The 16,036-nt window shown below is 69.4% G+C and carries 14 protein-coding genes and 1 tRNA gene; 11 read left to right on the plus strand and 4 right to left on the minus strand.

Annotated elements, in window-relative coordinates; all coding sequences use genetic code 11:
- The first annotated feature begins 52 nt into the window (after positions 1 to 52).
- The 9 genes from IPV10_RS05005 (at position 53) to IPV10_RS05045 (ending at position 11,021) form a co-directional block, all read left to right on the plus strand.
- The gene (locus IPV10_RS05005; protein ID WP_207481056.1) at positions 53 to 2,416 is read left to right on the plus strand and encodes a DNA polymerase III subunit gamma and tau; all 2,364 of its coding nucleotides are present in this window, start codon (positions 53 to 55) and stop codon (positions 2,414 to 2,416) included.
- Complete coding sequence (gene recR / locus IPV10_RS05010; RefSeq protein WP_207481057.1) at positions 2,416 to 3,009, plus strand: recombination mediator RecR; 594 nt, start codon at positions 2,416 to 2,418, stop codon at positions 3,007 to 3,009. Before IPV10_RS05005 ends, recR begins: the two co-directional genes overlap by 1 nt.
- On the plus strand, positions 3,006 to 3,923 hold the full coding sequence (locus tag IPV10_RS17290) for a DMT family transporter (protein WP_207481060.1): 918 nt from the start codon (positions 3,006 to 3,008) through the stop codon (positions 3,921 to 3,923). Before recR ends, IPV10_RS17290 begins: the two co-directional genes overlap by 4 nt.
- Before the next feature lie 199 nt (positions 3,924 to 4,122).
- A complete protein-coding gene (locus tag IPV10_RS05020; protein WP_207481062.1) occupies positions 4,123 to 5,409 on the plus strand; it encodes an aspartate kinase in 1,287 nt (428 codons plus the stop codon).
- Between the two features lie 154 nt (positions 5,410 to 5,563).
- Positions 5,564 to 6,634 carry an aspartate-semialdehyde dehydrogenase gene (locus tag IPV10_RS05025; protein WP_207481064.1) on the plus strand — a complete coding sequence of 357 codons (1,071 nt, stop codon included), beginning with the start codon at positions 5,564 to 5,566 and terminating at the stop codon, positions 6,632 to 6,634.
- An 84-nt stretch (positions 6,635 to 6,718) separates the two neighbouring features.
- Positions 6,719 to 8,191, plus strand: coding sequence for a malate:quinone oxidoreductase (locus IPV10_RS05030; RefSeq protein WP_207481066.1), 1,473 nt, complete (start codon positions 6,719 to 6,721; stop codon positions 8,189 to 8,191).
- Positions 8,192 to 8,198: 7 nt separating this feature from the next.
- Positions 8,199 to 8,852 carry a thymidine kinase gene (locus IPV10_RS05035; protein ID WP_207481068.1) on the plus strand — a complete coding sequence of 218 codons (654 nt, stop codon included), beginning with the start codon at positions 8,199 to 8,201 and terminating at the stop codon, positions 8,850 to 8,852.
- A 173-nt stretch (positions 8,853 to 9,025) separates the two neighbouring features.
- Complete coding sequence (locus IPV10_RS05040; protein WP_207481070.1) at positions 9,026 to 9,751, plus strand: FadR/GntR family transcriptional regulator; 726 nt, start codon at positions 9,026 to 9,028, stop codon at positions 9,749 to 9,751.
- A gap of 10 nt (positions 9,752 to 9,761) precedes the next feature.
- A complete protein-coding gene (locus IPV10_RS05045) occupies positions 9,762 to 11,021 on the plus strand; it encodes an alpha-hydroxy acid oxidase (protein WP_207481072.1) in 1,260 nt (419 codons plus the stop codon).
- Between the two features lie 42 nt (positions 11,022 to 11,063).
- Here IPV10_RS05045 and IPV10_RS05050 read toward each other — a convergent pair whose 3' ends face one another.
- The 3 genes from IPV10_RS05050 to IPV10_RS05060 form a co-directional block, all read right to left on the minus strand.
- Positions 11,064 to 11,840: an HAD-IIB family hydrolase gene (locus IPV10_RS05050; RefSeq protein ID WP_207481074.1), complete on the minus strand. Its 777-nt coding sequence runs from the start codon at positions 11,838 to 11,840 to the stop codon at positions 11,064 to 11,066.
- Complete coding sequence (locus IPV10_RS05055) at positions 11,837 to 12,289, minus strand: VanZ family protein (protein WP_207481076.1); 453 nt, start codon at positions 12,287 to 12,289, stop codon at positions 11,837 to 11,839. Before IPV10_RS05055 ends, IPV10_RS05050 begins: the two co-directional genes overlap by 4 nt.
- Before the next feature lie 82 nt (positions 12,290 to 12,371).
- Positions 12,372 to 13,160, minus strand: coding sequence for an SDR family NAD(P)-dependent oxidoreductase (locus tag IPV10_RS05060; RefSeq protein ID WP_207481078.1), 789 nt, complete (start codon positions 13,158 to 13,160; stop codon positions 12,372 to 12,374).
- A 140-nt stretch (positions 13,161 to 13,300) separates the two neighbouring features.
- On the opposite strand from IPV10_RS05060, the gene IPV10_RS05065 reads away from it, so the two are divergent.
- Positions 13,301 to 14,359, plus strand: coding sequence for an AraC family transcriptional regulator (locus IPV10_RS05065; RefSeq protein WP_207481080.1), 1,059 nt, complete (start codon positions 13,301 to 13,303; stop codon positions 14,357 to 14,359).
- A 115-nt stretch (positions 14,360 to 14,474) separates the two neighbouring features.
- On the plus strand, positions 14,475 to 15,854 hold the full coding sequence (locus IPV10_RS05070; protein WP_207481082.1) for an NAD(P)/FAD-dependent oxidoreductase: 1,380 nt from the start codon (positions 14,475 to 14,477) through the stop codon (positions 15,852 to 15,854).
- A gap of 95 nt (positions 15,855 to 15,949) precedes the next feature.
- Here IPV10_RS05070 and IPV10_RS05075 read toward each other — a convergent pair.
- Positions 15,950 to 16,023, minus strand: a tRNA-Pro gene (locus IPV10_RS05075).
- Positions 16,024 to 16,036: the final 13 nt, after the last annotated feature.

The following is a 16,036-nucleotide window of genomic DNA, read 5'->3' on the forward strand; positions in this document are numbered from 1 at the left end:
TGCAGGGATGCTCGACCGCGCGCGTGTCCGTGGCACGCCGTAGGCTGTTGTGGTGACCACAGCCCTCTACCGCCGCTACCGGCCCGAGTCGTTCGGCGAGATGATCGGGCAGTCCCAGGTGACCGAACCTCTGATGACCGCGCTGCGCGGCGATCGCGTCGGCCACGCCTACCTGTTCTCCGGTCCCCGCGGGTGCGGCAAGACGACCTCTGCCCGCATCCTCGCGCGGTGCCTCAACTGCGCCGAGGGCCCGACCGACGTCCCCTGCGGCACCTGCCCGAGCTGCGTGGAGCTCTCCCGTGCCGGCGGCGGATCCCTCGACGTCGTCGAGATCGACGCGGCCAGCCACAACGGCGTCGACGACGCCCGCGACCTCCGTGAGCGCGCCACCTTCGCACCCAGCCGCGACAGGTACAAGATCTTCATCCTCGACGAGGCGCACATGGTGACGCCGCAGGGCTTCAACGCGCTGCTCAAGCTCGTCGAGGAGCCGCCGGAGCACGTCAAGTTCATCTTCGCGACGACCGAGCCCGAGAAGGTGCTCGGCACGATCCGCTCCCGGACCCACCACTACCCGTTCCGCCTCGTGCCGCCGGCGGCGATGCTCGAGTACGTCGAGAAGCTCTGCATCGAAGAGGGAGTCATCGTCGAGCAGGGCGTGCTGCCGCTGGTCGTGCGCGCCGGCGGCGGATCCCCTCGTGACACGCTGTCGCTGCTCGATCAGCTCATCGCGGGGTCGGACTCGCCCGCGGGTTCCGAGACCGTCACGGTCGGCTACGAGCGGGCGGTCGCGCTGCTCGGCTACACGCACGGCGCGCTGCTCGACGAGATCGTCGACGCGCTCGCCGCGGCTGACGCGGCTGCCGCGTTCCCGGCGATCGACCGGGTCGTTCAGACGGGACAGGACCCACGGCGCTTCGTCGACGACCTGCTGGAGCGACTGCGCGACCTCATCGTGATCGCGGCCGTCGGCAGCGGCGCCTCGGCGGTGCTGCGAGGGATCGCGGTCGACGACCTCGAGCGCATGCGCGTGCAGGCGGACGCCTTCGGCGCGGCGCGCCTGTCCCGCACCGCGGACATCGTCAGCGCGGCCCTCGACGACATGTCGGGGGCGACGTCGCCGCGTCTGCACCTGGAGCTCCTGGTCGCGAGGGTCCTCGCCGGGGGAGCGGATGCCGCGGCTGCGGCACCGGTCGCGACGGCCGAGCGCTCGTCTGCCCACACCTCGGTCGTTGAGCGAGGGAGCGCAGCGAGCGAGACGAAACGCAGCAAGGTTCCCGTGACGTCGGCCCCCGCGGCCTCGGCCGTCGTCACCTCCGCTGAAGCTCCGAGCGCCGCAGCCGCAGAGACCGCTCCCGCGGAGACCGCTCCCGCAGCGTCCGCTCCCGCAGCGTCCGCTCCCGCGGCGTCCGCTCCCGCAGCGTCCGCTCCCGCAGCGTCCGCTCCGGCAGCACCCGCGCCGTCCGGCCCCGTGACCTTCGACCGCGTCTCGGCGTCATGGCCTGCCGTGCTCAAGCGCCTCGAGACGATCAGCCGCATGTCGTGGCTGCTGGCGACGGCGGTGCAGCCTCTCGGGTACGACACCGACACCGAGGTGCTCACGCTCGGTTTCACGAGCCAGCACGACGTCGCCAAGTTCAAGGGGACGACGCCGGGCTCCGGCCCGTCCGACCACCTGCGCAGCGCGATCGAGCAGGAGCTCGGCGTGCGGGTGAAGTATCTCCCCGCGCCGATGCCGACCGGAGGGGCGCCTCGCCAGCCGTCGGCATCCGGCGCCGCCCGCCCCGCCGACGCGGCTCCCGCATCGGAGCCTGCGTCAGCGGGTTCACCGCGTCCCCAGGTCAGGAGTGCATCGGCCGCTCCCGTGACCGACTGGGCCGTGGCGCCCATCCCCGCAGCCTCAGAGGCATCGGCGCCGCAAGGTCTCGGCGCGGCGTCCGGCATCGCGGCGTCGCCCGCCGCAGCCGCGGGTCCCGAGTCTTCAGCGCCCGAGTCTTCAGCGCCCGCGACGGCAGCGCCCGCGACGGCGCCCGCGGCCGGAATCTCGGCGCCGACGGCATCCGCACCGACCGCGCCCGAGCCCGCGTCCTCGCGATCGCCAGGCCGCGCGCTCGCCGACGACGAGCCGCCTCTCCCTGACGAGCCGCCGGCGTACGACGACGAGCCGCCTTACGATCCGATGTACGAGCCGGCGATGTCGGATGCCCCGGCGCAGCCGAAGGCTCCCGTGCAGAACCCGGCGCCGTCCGCGGCATCCGCTGCGCCGAGCGCGCGGCCCCCGCGCGCCGCGCCGGTGGTCACCGATCGCACCCCTGCCGGGGGTGTGCAGCGATACGGCGAAGCCGTGATCCGCCAGGTGCTCGGTGCGACGTTCGTGCGCGAAGAGCCCTACGAGCCACCCACGAGGTTCTCCTGATGTATGACGGCATCGTCCAAGAGCTGATCGACGAGTTCGGCCGGCTGCCCGGGATCGGACCGAAGTCCGCTCAGCGCATCACCTTCCACATCCTGCAGACGCCGACGTTCGACGTCGCGCGACTCGCGGAGCTGCTCACCGAGATCCGCATCCGGGTGAGGTTCTGCGAGGTGTGCGGCAACGTGGCCGAGCAGGAGCGGTGTGCGATCTGCCGCGATCCTCGACGCAACCCCGCCCTGATCTGCGTGGTCGAGGACGCGAAGGACGTGGCTGCCATCGAGCGCACCCGTGAGTTCCGCGGTCTCTATCACGTGCTCGGCGGGGCGATCAGCCCGATCGCGGGCGTGGGACCCGACGATCTGCGCATCGCGCAACTCATGACGCGCCTCGCCGACGGCACCGTCCAGGAGGTCATCCTCGCCACCAACCCCAACCTCGAGGGCGAGGCGACCGCGAGCTATCTCAGCAGGCTCCTGACAACCATGGAGATCACGGTCTCGCGGCTGGCCTCGGGTCTGCCCGTCGGCGGCGACCTCGAGTACGCCGACGAGGTCACGCTCGGCCGGGCCTTCGAGGGCCGGCGCGTCCTGTGACGGCGCACGCCGGATTCTCGCGGCGCGGCTGGCTCCTCTTCGGGGCGATGTCGCTGCTCTGGGGAGTGCCGTATCTGTTCATCAGCATCGCGGTCGAGTCGCTGTCGCCGCCGGCGGTCGTCGCCGGGCGCACGCTGATCGCCGCACTGCTGCTGCTCCCGTTCGCGATCCGCGGCGGTGCGCTGCGTGCGGCGATGAAGCACTGGCCGTGGGTGCTCGCGTTCGGCCTCGTGGAGATGGCCGGCCCGTTCCTGCTGCTCGGGCACGCCCAGATCACACTGCCGTCCGGCATGACAGGTCTGCTCGTCGCCACGGTGCCGCTGTTCGCGGCGCTGATCGCGCTCGGCGGCGGAGATCGTGGCGTTCTCCGCCCGGCCAGGGGCATCGGGCTCGTCGTCGGGTTCATCGGCGTCGCGATCGTCGTCGCCGGCCCCGGGCTGTTCGGCGGAGAGCTCAGCCTGATCGCAGCGGGCGAGGTGCTCCTCGTCGCGATCCTCTACGCGATCGCTCCGTTCATCGTGGCGCGCAAGCTCGCCGACGTGCCGTCGCTCGGCACGATCACGATGTCGCTCCTGATGATCGGCATCCTCTACCTGCCGATCGCGATCCTCACCCAGGACCGGATGCCGACGCCGTCGTCGATCGGCGCCCTGATCGCCCTCGCCGTGATCTGCACGGCGATCGCCTTCCTCGCCTTCTTCGCCCTGATCCGTGAGGTCGGCCCGGTGCGCGCGCCGCTGTTCACCTACGTCAACCCGGTCGTCGCGATCATCCTCGGCGTCATCATCCTCTCCGAGCCGCTCACCCCCGGTCTGCTCATCGGGCTCCCGCTGATCATCGCCGGCTGCTGGTTCGCCGGGACAGGCGGACGGCTGAGGCCCGCGGCATCCGCTGCCGTGCCGCCCGCCCTCTGACCTGCGCGGTCGCCGTCTCGGTCGCCTGGTCATGTCAGGGACCTCGTGTTGCCGCCCGTCACCGCTCGGGGCGGCATTCTGAGGTCCCTCGTGCATCGGCTCTCTGCGCCCGCATGGAGCCGACACATGCGTAACAGTGCATATGCCGCGAACGTAGAATGAGCGTGGGCGGATCCGCCCGACATCCCAGGGAGTGAACGTGGCCCTCATCGTGCAGAAGTACGGCGGCTCCTCAGTCGCCGACGCAGAGAGCATCAAGCGCGTCGCCAAGCGCATCGTCGACACGCGCCGGGCAGGTCACGATGTCGTCGTCGCGGTGAGCGCGATGGGCGACACGACCGACGAGCTCCTCGACCTCGCGAACGAGGTCGCGCCGATCCCTGCGCCTCGCGAGCTCGACATGCTGCTCTCCAGCGGCGAGCGGATCTCGATGGCCCTGCTCGCGATGGCGATCCACTCGATGGGCTTCGAGGCGCGCTCGTTCACCGGCAGCCAGGCCGGCATGATCACCGACTCGCAGCACGGCGCGGCGCGCATCGTCGACGTCACCCCGGTGCGCCTGCGCGAGGCGCTCGACGAGGGCGCCATCGTCATCGTCGCCGGCTTCCAGGGCTTCAACCGCGACACCCGAGACATCACCACGCTCGGCCGCGGCGGCTCCGACACCACCGCCGTCGCCCTCGCCGCCGCCCTCGACGCCGACGTGTGCGAGATCTACAGCGACGTCGACGGGATCTTCACCGCCGACCCGCGTGTGATCCCGAAGGCGCAGAAGCTCGACCACGTCTCGAGCGAGGAGATGCTCGAGCTCGCCGCGAACGGCGCCAAGGTGCTGTACATCCGCGCCGTCGAGTACGCGCGCCGTCACGGCGTCCTGATCCACGCCCGGTCGACGTTCTCGTCGTCCGAGGGCACATACGTTCTGGGTGAGGGCATGAAGAACCCCCGCCAATCCGAGGGAGCAGTCATGGAAGAACCGATCGTCGCCGGCGTGGCCACCGACTTCAGCCACGCCAAGATCACCGTCGCGGGCGTTCCGGACGTGCCGGGCAAGGCCGCCGAGATCTTCAAGATCGTCGCGAAGTCGGGCGCGAACGTCGACATGATCGTGCAGAACGTGTCGGCCGCCTCCACCCGGCGCACCGACATCTCATTCACGGTTCCCAAGGCTGACGCCGCGGCGGCCCTCAAGGCGCTGGCTGCCGAGCAGGACGAGGTCGGCTTCCAGAACCTCGTGCACGACGACCAGATCGGCAAGCTCTCGGTCGTCGGCGCGGGGATGCGCACGCACTCCGGCGTCTCGGCGACCCTGTTCGAGGCGCTGTCCGCGGGCGGCATCAACATCGAGATGATCTCGACCTCCGAGATCCGCATCTCGGTGGTGCTCCGCGATACCGACCTCGCCGAGGCCGCCCGCACTGTGCACACCGCCTACGGTCTCGACGGCGATGCCGAGGCCACCGTGCACGCGGGCACGGGCCGCTGACACAAACCGAAGACCTGGTCCCTGAGCTTGTCGAAGGGCCGTTCCGGCGCGGTAGACTCACCGGAACCCTGACATCGGCGCCAGGCGCGGCATCCGCATCCCGACGTCGCGCCTCGTGCCTCGTTCGCAGCACCGCACGACGCCAAGGAACCTCATGACCCGCATCTCCGACTCAGGACTCTCCGTCGCCATCGTGGGCGCCACCGGCCAGGTGGGCACCGTGATGCGCGAGATTCTCGCCGAGCGGTCCTTCCCGATCCGCGAGCTGCGGCTGTTCTCGTCGTCGCGTTCGGCGGGAACGGAGATCGAGTTCGGGGGAGTGGCGGTCGTCGTGGAGGACGTGGAGACCGCGGATGCCGGCGGCATCGACATCGCGCTCTTCTCCGCCGGTGCCACGGCCAGCCGTGCGTACGCCCCGCGCTTCGCCGAGGCCGGCGCTGTCGTGGTCGACAACTCCAGCGCCTGGCGCAACGATCCCGAGGTTCCGCTCGTGGTGAGCGAGGTCAACCCGCATGCGATCGACGAGCGTCCCAAGGGCATCATCGCGAACCCGAACTGCACCACGATGGCCGCGATGCCGGTGCTGAAGGCGCTGCACGCCGAGGCCGGCCTCGAGCGGCTCATCGTCTCGACCTACCAGGCAGTCTCCGGCTCCGGTCTCGCCGGTGCGCAGGAGCTCCTCGGTCAGGTCGAGGGCGTGCTCGCGCAGGGTGACACTCTCCGCCTCGTGCACGACGGGTCGTCCATCGACTTCCCGGCGCCCGAGAAGTACGTCGCCCCGATCGCGTTCGACGTCATCCCGTTCGCGGGCAGCCTCGTCGAAGACGGGCAGAACGAGACCGACGAGGAGAAGAAGCTCCGCAACGAGAGCCGCAAGATCCTCGAGCTCCCCGGCCTGCGGGTCGCCGGCACCTGCGTGCGCGTTCCCGTCTTCACCGGCCACTCCCTGTCGATCCACGCCGAGTTCGCGGGAGACATCACGCCTGAGCGCGCGACCGAGGTGCTCTCCGCAGCCCCCGGCGTCGCTCTCGAAGAGGTCCCCACGCCCCTGTACGCCGCGGGCAAGGACCCGAGCTTCGTCGGCCGCATCCGCGCCGACCAGTCGGCTCCCGAAGGCAAGGGCCTCGTGCTGTTCATCAGCAACGACAACCTGCGCAAGGGTGCGGCGCTGAACGCGGTGCAGATCGCCGAGATCCTGGCGGAGCGCCTCAGCGTCATAGCCTGAGAGCATCCGCGCCATGCGGATCCGGTCTGACCGGACGAGCCTGCGTGGTCAGGAGGGCGGGAGCCCGCGAACTAGACTGTTGTGGTGACAGAAAACGTCGATGTCGTCTTGATCGGCGGTGGCATCATGAGCGCCACCCTCGGAACCCTGCTGCACCAGCTGCAGCCGGATTGGAAGATCGTCGCCTTCGAGCGGCTCTCCGATGTGGCGCAGGAGTCGTCCAACGCGTGGAACAACGCAGGCACCGGGCACGCCGCGCTCTGCGAGCTGAACTACATGCCGCAGCAGGGCAGCGCGCCGCTCGACCCGGCCAAGGCGATCTCGATCAACGAGCAGTTCCAGCAGAGCCGCCAGTTCTGGTCGTCGCTGGTCGAGAAGGGCGTGCTCGACGCGCCGTCGACGTTCATCAACGCCACCCCGCACATGACGTTCGTGCGCGGTGAGAAGGATGTCGCCTACCTCCGCAAGCGCTACGAGGTGCTCAGGGAGCAGCCGCTGTTCGCGGGCATCGAGTACAGCGAGGACTCGCGCGTCATCAACAAGTGGGCGCCCCTGCTCATGCAGAAGCGACGCAAGGGCGAGCCGTTCGCGGCCACCCGGGTGCCTTCGGGCACCGATGTCGACTTCGGTGCGCTCACGCATCAGCTGTTCGACCACCTCACGGCGTCCGGCGTCGACCTCCGTCTGAACCATGAGGTCCGCGGCCTCAAGAAGCAGAAGGACGGCGACTGGCTCGTCAAGTACCGCACCACGATCGGCCGCACGCCGAATCAGATCAAGGCACGCTTCGTGTTCGTCGGCGCGGGCGGCTGGGCGCTCAAGCTCCTGCAGAGCTCGGGCATCCCCGAGATCGAGGGCTACGGCGTCTTCCCGATCGGCGGGCAGTTCCTGAAGACCACCAACCCGAAGGTGGTCGCGCAGCACCAGGCGAAGGTGTACTCGCAGGCTTCCGTCGGGGCTCCGCCGATGTCGGTTCCGCACCTCGACACCCGCGTCGTCGACGGCGAGGCGTCGCTGATGTTCGGCCCGTTCGCGACGTTCAGCCCGAAGTTCCTCAAGCAGGGCTCGATGCTCGACATCGTCACCCAGGTGCGGCCGCACAATCTGTGGCCGATGCTCCGGGTCGCCTTCGCGAACCCCGACCTGATCACGTACCTCGTCAGCGAGCTGGTGAAGAACCACCGCAAGAAGGTCGATAACCTCCGCACCTTCATGCCCGGCGCCGAGGATGAGGACTGGACCCTCATCGACGCAGGTCAGCGCGCGCAGGTGATGAAGAAGGACGCGAAGAAGGGCGGCATCCTCCAGTTCGGCACCGAGGTCGTCTCCTCGGCCGACGGCTCGATCGCGGGCCTTCTCGGCGCCTCGCCCGGCGCTTCGACGGCCGTGCCGATCATGCTGCAGCTCCTGCAGAAGTGCTTCCCCGAGCAGTTCCCCGGCTGGGAGGCGGAACTGCGCAGCCTGATCCCGACGTTCGGCGAGAGCCTGAACGCGGATGCCGAAGCCGCGGCGAGGTCGACCGCGGAGACCGCCGAGGCCCTCGGCATCAACGCGTAGCCGCATCGTGGCGAAGCTCTACTTCCGCTACGGCGCGATGAACTCGGGCAAGTCCACGTCGCTGCTGCAGGCCGCGTACAACTACGAGGAGCGCGGACAGCGCGTGCTGCTCGCGAAGCCCGCGATCGACACGAAGGGCGCGTCGCAGATCGACTCCCGCCTCGGGATGACGCGGGACGTCGACTTCCTGATCGGCGCCGACGACGACGTCAGAGTGCTGTTCGCCGAGCATCGCGAGCGTCTGCGCCGCACCGTCGAGTCCGAGCTCATCCCGAGCGGGCCGGTGGACGTCGCCTGCCTCCTGATCGATGAGGCGCAGTTCCTCACGCCGGAGCAGGTCGACGACCTGTTCCGGATCGCCGTCGAGGACGGCATCCCGGTGCTGGCCTACGGCATCCGCAACGACTTCCGCACCCACGCCTTCCCCGGCTCCGCTCGGCTGCTCGCCATCGCGCACTCGCTCGAGGAGCTGAAGACGATCTGCCGCTGCGGACGCAAGGCCGTGTTCAACGGCCGCGTGATCGGCGGCCGCTTCGTGTTCGACGGCGATCAGGTCGCGATCGACGAGGGCGCCGCCGGTGCCGCTGCCGCCGAGCTGACGACCTACGAATCGCTGTGCGGCTCCTGCTACCTGCAGGAGTCCGGAGGCCGTCTGGGCTGACAGCCCGGCGTCTGCACACCGCCCGTTCACAACTCCTCAGGATCGGGCTGCCCGGGCGCGCAATCATGCCCCGCGGCCTCGTCGGAGAGCGTTCCTGAGGAGTTGTGCAACGCGCCTTGCGTGGTCTGACCACAGGCGCTACTGTGGTCAGACCACAGACCTGAGGAGAGCGGATGCCGGAGCAGCAGCCTGCACGCGCATGGCGCCTGGTGCTCGAGCACATCGAGCGCGACCTCCTCGACGGACGGCTCGGACCGGGGGACCGTCTCGCCTCGGAGCGGGATCTCGCGACCGACCTCGGCGTCGGGCGCTCCAGCGTCCGCGAGGCGCTCCGGGTGCTCGAGGTGATGGGGCTGATCCGCACGTCGACGGGCTCAGGGCCGCAGTCGGGCGCGATCGTGATCGCGACGCCCCACGGTGGCATGTCCGCCCTCCTGCGCCTCCAGGTGGCGGCTCAGGGCTTCCCGCTGGACGATGTGGTGCAGACCCGCCTCGTCCTCGAAGGGGCGGTCGTGCAGGCGCTCGCAACGCGACCGGGACGGGATCTCACCGGGCCTCGCCTGCTCCTCGAGGCGATGGAGGCAGACGACCTCACCGCGCAGGAGTTCCTCGCGCTCGACGCGCAGCTGCATCTGGCGCTCGCCGAGGTCAGCGGCAACACCGTGATCGCCGCCATGATGGCGGGCCTTCGCAGCGCCATCGAATCGTACGTGCAGGAGGGCGCGGCATCCGTCGCCGACTGGGCTGAGACGGCCTCGCACCTGCGCACCGAGCACCTCGCGATCGTCGAGGCGATCGAAGCGGGAGACGCGGATGCCGCCCGCACGCTCGTGCATGACCACATCACCGGCTACTACACCGCGACGGGGCTGACCCGCAGCTCGCCGTCCCCCCACTGAGAGGAACACCATGGTCCAGCGACAGGTGCCCAACCCCGCAGAGCTCCTCGAACTGATGAAGTTCAAGAAGCCCGAGCTGAACGGGAAGAAGCGTCGCCTCGACGGCGCGCTCACGATCGACGACCTGCGCCTGATCGCGAAGCGCCGCACGCCCAAGGCCGCGTTCGACTACACCGACGGGGCGGCGGAGGGGGAGCTCTCACTCACCCGCGCGCGCCAGGCGTTCCAGGACATCGAGTTCCATCCCGGCATCCTGCGCCCCGCCCCGGACGTCGACACGTCGACGGAGATCCTCGGCGGGCCCTCCGCGCTGCCTTTCGGCATCGCACCCACCGGCTTCACGCGCCTGATGCAGACCGAGGGCGAGGTCGCCGGTGCCGGTGCCGCTGCGGCCGCCGGCATCCCGTTCACCCTGTCGACCCTCGGCACCACGTCGATCGAGGGCGTGAAGGACGCGAATCCGCACGGCCGCAACTGGTTCCAGCTGTACGTCATGCGCGACCGCGAGATCTCCTACGAGCTCGCCAGGCGCGCCGCGGCATCCGGGTTCGACACCCTGCAGTTCACCGTCGACACCCCCGTCGCCGGCGCGCGTCTGCGTGACAAGCGCAACGGCTTCAGCATCCCCCCGCAGCTGACCCTCGGCACGATCATCAACGCCATCCCGCGGCCCTGGTGGTGGTACGACTTCCTCACCACGCCGAAGCTCGAGTTCGCCTCGCTGAAGACCACGGGCGGCACGGTCGGCGAGCTGCTCGACGCCGCGATGGACCCGACGATCAGCTACGACGATCTCGCGGTGATCCGCGACATCTGGCCGGGGAGGATCGTGATCAAGGGCGTGCAGAACGTCGAGGACTCGCTGCGCCTGCGCGATGCCGGCGTCGACGGCATCGTGCTCTCGAATCACGGCGGTCGTCAGCTCGACCGGGCCCCGATCCCGTTCCACCTGCTCCCGGAGGTTCGCAAGGCCACCGGCGACGGCTTCACCGTCATGATCGACACCGGCATCATGAACGGCGCCGACATCGTGGCCGCCGTCGCCCTAGGGGCGGACTTCACCCTGATCGGCCGCGCGTACCTGTACGGGCTGATGGCCGGCGGGCGCGCGGGCGTCGACCGGACGATCGCGATCCTGCGCACCGAGATCGAGCGGACCATGCGCCTGCTCGGCGCCTCGACCCTGGCCGAGCTCGAGCCTGCGCACGTGACCCAGCTCACTCGGCTGGTGCCGGTGGCCCGGGCAGCGGCCGAGGCGGTCGCTCGCTAGCGCTGCGGCGCTGCGGCGCTGCGGCGCTGTGACGCTCGGCGGTTACGAGCGCTGCGGCGTCGCGACGAGGCCCGCGAGCAGCTCGTCGAGCTTGTCTGCGGTGTCCTCCCAGCCCTCGACTGCCACGGACGGCACGCCGAGCGCCAGCACCGGGTAGTCGTTCCCGCCCGCGTCGAGGCGGTCGCCGTAGAACAGCATCGACGTGAGGGGGATGCCGGTGTGCTCGGCGAGCTGCAGCATCCCGTACGCCTTGTCGATTCCGGCGCGCGTGATGTCGATCGACGTGGAGCCGCCGGCGCGGACCTCGAGTCCGGGGAGCCGCGCGGCGACGGCGTCACGCAGGGTGAGGCGCTTGGTGCCCGTCGGGTCCCAGTCATGCTTCGCCTCGCGTGGCGCCTGCTGGCCGAGGGCCGAGAAGGTGATCTGCGAGCCGCGGTCCTCGAGGATCTCGCCCCAGGGTGCGGCCTCCCAGAGGTCGAGGCGCTCTGCCTCCTCGCGCAGCGCGATGAGGGCCGCGGACTTCTCATCTTCCGTCAGGTCGTGCGCGTACAGCGGTGCGAAGCCGCTGCCGTCGTGACGCAGGTAGCGAGTGCCGCAGGTCGGCAGCAGGTGGAGGCGCGCGAGGTCCGCCGCATCCGCGTCGCCGAGGTGAGCGATCACCTGGGAGCGGAACTGCTCCTCGTTGCCGCCCGAGATGATCGCCACATCCACTGCGCGCAGGAGGGCACGGAGCTGGCCGGCGACCCGCGGGCTGATGGCGGCCTTCGAAGGGGCGAGCGTGTCATCGAGGTCGAAGGCGACGAGGGCAGGCGAAGTCATGATGTCTCCAGCTTAGAAGACCTCGCCTGAGAGCCGCTTCGCGTGAACAGCAGGCTCAGCAGCAGGGCCGCGATCACGCCGATCGTGGCGCCGGAGGAGTTCGCGAGCACGTCGCTGATCGTCGCGGCGCGGTGGGGCAGCGCGATGCGCTGCGCGAGCTCGATCCCCGCCGAGACGGCCGGGCCGATGAGCCATGCGAGTGCACGGAATCGGCGGGGGAGCAGCACGACGGCGAGGATCCCGATCGGGATGAAGACGAGCACGTTCGCGAGCACCTCGAGCCGGGTGAAGTCCAGCGACTCCCAGCCGAGCCGGTGCGCGGCCCGCAGCGCGAGGTCGAGCAGGTTCGGCATCGCGTTCTCGACGCGCGAGGGCGTCAGGGTGAGGAACGCGAGGCAGGCCAGGAACGGGATGCCGAGGAGCAGCGCCATTCGCCGGAACGGTGTCATGCGGCGTGCTCCTCTCGGTCCACGCCACTCTACGTGCCGCCTCGGTGAGAACGCTGGAGACGAAGAGGCGGGCCCGCCTTCCTCAGTGCATGACCTGATCCACCCGCAGTACGCGTGTGACCCAGTCAGCGACGCGGGGTGGAAGCACGGCGAACAGGCGTCCCTGGGCCGCGATCTCCCTGGGGACGCAGACCTCAGGGTGGCCGAGCCGGATGGCGTCGACGATGCGGTCGGCGACCACTTCGGGCTCGATCACGCGGACGCCCACGGCGTCGTTGAAGTCGGTCGTCATGTCGGTGCGGATCACTCCCGGCATCACCACTGTGGTGCGCACGCCGCTGCCACGCAGCTCTGCGCGCAGGGCTCGGGTGAACCCCAGGACTGCGTGCTTGGTGGCTGTGTAGACGGCGCCGTTCGCCGTGGCGATCATGCCTGCGCTGGACGCCATGTTCACCACGTGCCCGTCACCGCGATCCAGGAACCGTCGCAATGCCAGCCGGGTGCCGGTGACGACTCCCTTGATGTTGACGTCGAGCTGCAGCTGCACGGATTCATCGTCGGCGCCGGCGAGCGGTCCCATGCGGAGCACTCCTGCGTTGTTGACCAGCACCTCCAAGGGGCCGAGATTCGCCTCTACTGCGTCGAGGAATGCCGTGAACGAGTGCTTGTCGCGCACGTCGAGGACGTATCCCACGACGTCGCTGCCCAGTTCGGCTGCCGCCTCGGCGACGCGATCGGCGTCGACGTCGCCGATCCCGACCTTCATCCCCGCTTCGGAGCATCGCCGGGCGATGGCGAACCCGATTCCTCGGGCGCCGCCGGTGACTGCGACGACCTTGCTGTCCAGTCGCTGTTCGGCCTGCTTGGTCATCGGATCTCCGTCTCGGTGACGCGGCTGGTCGTGACGGGGCTGGCCGTGACGGGGAGCAAGGGGCGGGAGCGCATCGGACATCCTCGGGGATCGTGAAACGGAGCGGATGACTCACGATCCCAGCGCGGGCGCGTCCGGTCTTGACTTGCGGGGACCAATCCTTGACATTTGGAGACATGGCCTTGATTCGCGGGACTTCCCTCTCCGGCTATCCGGAGCTCGTCACCGAGCTGGGCGCCGACCCAGAGGTTCTGTTGCAAGCAGCCGGGCTGCGGGCCCAGGACATCGGCCGCAGCGACGTGTTCATCAGCTATCCGGGGGTGGTCAGGGCGGTCGAATCAGCTGCCGCCGTGACCGGCGCCAACGACTTCGGCCGACGTCTCGCCACCCTCCAGGGCATCGAGATCCTCGGGCCGGTGGGGGCCGCGGCGAAGTCGTCGGCCACAGTCGGGGACGCCTTCGCGATCTTCGCCACCTACATCGCTGCCTACAGTCCGGCGATCCGCACGACACTGAGGGCGGAGCCCGGATCTCGGCATTGCGTGTTCGAGTTCCAGATCGTGCTGGACAGGGTCGTGATCCATCCCCAGGTGACTGAGTTGTCTCTGGGAGTTGCATTGCGCGTCTGCCGCTTCCTGATGGGGCGCGAGTACGGTCCCGTCAAGGTGCACCTGCCGCACGCCGCGCTGGCGCCTCGCGCGGACTACGTGAAGTACTTCGGATGCGCGCCCGTGTTCAACGATCGCCTCACCGGTTTCACCCTCGACGTCGCCACACTGCAACGTCCTCTCCAGAACGACGATGTGACCCACCATGCTCTCGTGGACTACCTGCGCAGCGTGGTCGACAACCAGGAATCCGGCCTCTCGAGCGCGACCCGTGACCTCGTGCGCCAGCTTCTGCCCACCGGCGCCGTCACGCTTGACGTCATCGCCATGCAGTTCTCGCTGCATCCCAAGGCGTTCCAGCGTCGGCTGGCGTCCGAAGGGCAGACCTTCGGCGATCTCGTGGACGGTGTACGCAGGGAGAGCGCCGAACGGTACCTCTGCGGAACCGAGATGAGCCTTTCGCATCTGACTCTCGAACTGGGCTATTCCGAGCAGAGCGTGCTGACCCGCTCCTGCCGCCGGTGGTTCGGGGACAGCCCTGGCAACATCCGACGACGTGCACGAGCGGGGCAGACGCCCATTCCGGAGTGACGCGCGCGGTGACTCCGACGCACGGGCCCCGGCCGATGTGCGCCGTGTCGCGCCGGGTCAAGTTTTTGTCCTGTGAAGTCAAGTCCACAGAGGGTGCATCTGCCAGCCTTCCTCTATGCCTTACTCGGTCAGACAGAGCCACCGTGCCCCCGCCATCACCACGCCGATCGCGCCCGATCCGGCATTGCCGAGGGTCTGCGTCATCGGGGCCGGCTCGTCTGGACTCGCCGCCGTCAAGGCCCTCTACACCGGAGGCATCCCCTTTGACTGCTACGAGAAGGGTCCCGTCGTCGGCGGCAACTGGGTCTTCGGCAACCCCAACGGCCAGTCCGCCTGCTATCAGACGCTTGAGATCAACACGTCGTGTCCCCGTATGGCGTTCTCGGACTTCCCCATGCCCGCGCACTATCCGCAATACGCCCGTCATGACCAGGTCGCGGACTACTTCGAGGCCTACCTCGACCACTTCAGGCTCCGCGATCAGATCACGTTCTCCACCACCGTGACTGCTGTGACCCGTGCAGACGACGCCACGTGGCGCGTGAGCATCTCGGGCCCGGACGGTGACGCGGTCATCGAGTACGACGCGGTCATCGTGGCCAACGGCCACCACTGGGATCCCCGATGGCCCGACCCTGTGTATCCCGGAACGTTCGACGGTGAGCAGATGCACGCCCATGACTACAGATCGGCGTCGCAGCTGGAGGGACGCGACGTCGTGGTCGTCGGCTCGGGCAACTCCGCCCTCGACATCGCAACCGAGGCGGGGCGTGTCGCCCGCTCCACACATCTGTCCCAGCGCCGCGGACAGTGGGTGCTGCGGAAGTACCTTCTCGGCGTCCCTGCAGACCAGGTGGCTCTGCCGGGCTGGGTGCCGTGGTGGGTCACTTCGGCCCGGCTGCGCCTCGCCGCCATGCTCTCCGGGAACGTCGCAGAACTCGGCCTCCCGACCCCTGGCCACAGACCCGGCCAGTCCCACCCCGTTCAGTCCGACGGCATCCGCGATGCTCTCCGCTCCGGCAAGGTCCAGCCTCGCCCAGGTATCGCGCGGCTGGACGGCGGCAGCGTCGAATTCGTCGACGGGACCCGCGTCTCCGCGGACCTCGTCGTCTGGGCCACCGGATACCGAGTGACGTTCCCCTTCTTGGACCCCGCCCTGATCGCCGCCGAGGACAACGATCTTCCGCTCTGGAAACGCACCATCCACCCAGACCTGCCCGGCCTGTACTTCGTCGGGCTGCTGCAGCCCATCGGGGCCGTGATGCCCCTGGCCGAGGCCCAGAGCGCATGGATCGCCGAGCACGTCTCCGGGCGCTACGTCGCACCCCCGCGGGATGAGATCCGCCGACAGATGCTCGCCGATCACCAGCGGAACCGCCGACAGTTCTACACCTCGGCCCGGCACACCATGGAGGTGGACTTCGACCACTACCTGTGGGACCTGGGCAGAGAGCGCCGCCGCGGGGCCCGGCGCGCACGTCGCGTGCCGGCGTGAGCGGCGTGCGGAGCCTCCTGCGCCCGCGGGGCCCGCTTCACTGCCGCGAAACGCAGAAAAAGGGCCCGCCTTCGGCGGACCCTTTTCCTGCGTTGTCGGGGTGACAGGATTTGAACCTGCGACCTCTTCGTCCCGAACGAAGCGCGCTACCAAGCTGCGCCACACCCCGTTTTGCAACCCTC

Origin of the sequence: Microbacterium sp. SD291 (assembly GCF_017355365.1) — a bacterium.
GTDB lineage: Bacteria > Actinomycetota > Actinomycetes > Actinomycetales > Microbacteriaceae > Microbacterium.

Bases quoted from the DNA above. Each gene is read 5' to 3' on its own strand.
- IPV10_RS05055 (WP_207481076.1), bottom strand. From the start codon at position 12,289: ATGACACCGTTCCGGCGAATGGCGCTGCTCCTCGGCATCCCGTTCCTG.
- IPV10_RS05060 (WP_207481078.1), bottom strand. From the start codon at position 13,160: ATGACCAAGCAGGCCGAACAGCGACTGGACAGCAAGGTCGTCGCAGTC.
- IPV10_RS05045 (WP_207481072.1), top strand. From the start codon at position 9,762: ATGGTCCAGCGACAGGTGCCCAACCCCGCAGAGCTCCTCGAACTGATG.
- recR (WP_207481057.1), top strand. From the start codon at position 2,416: ATGTATGACGGCATCGTCCAAGAGCTGATCGACGAGTTCGGCCGGCTG.
- IPV10_RS05025 (WP_207481064.1), top strand. From the start codon at position 5,564: ATGACCCGCATCTCCGACTCAGGACTCTCCGTCGCCATCGTGGGCGCC.
- IPV10_RS05050 (WP_207481074.1), bottom strand. From the start codon at position 11,840: ATGACTTCGCCTGCCCTCGTCGCCTTCGACCTCGATGACACGCTCGCC.
- IPV10_RS05070 (WP_207481082.1), top strand. From the start codon at position 14,475: ATGCCTTACTCGGTCAGACAGAGCCACCGTGCCCCCGCCATCACCACG.
- IPV10_RS05040 (WP_207481070.1), top strand. From the start codon at position 9,026: ATGCCGGAGCAGCAGCCTGCACGCGCATGGCGCCTGGTGCTCGAGCAC.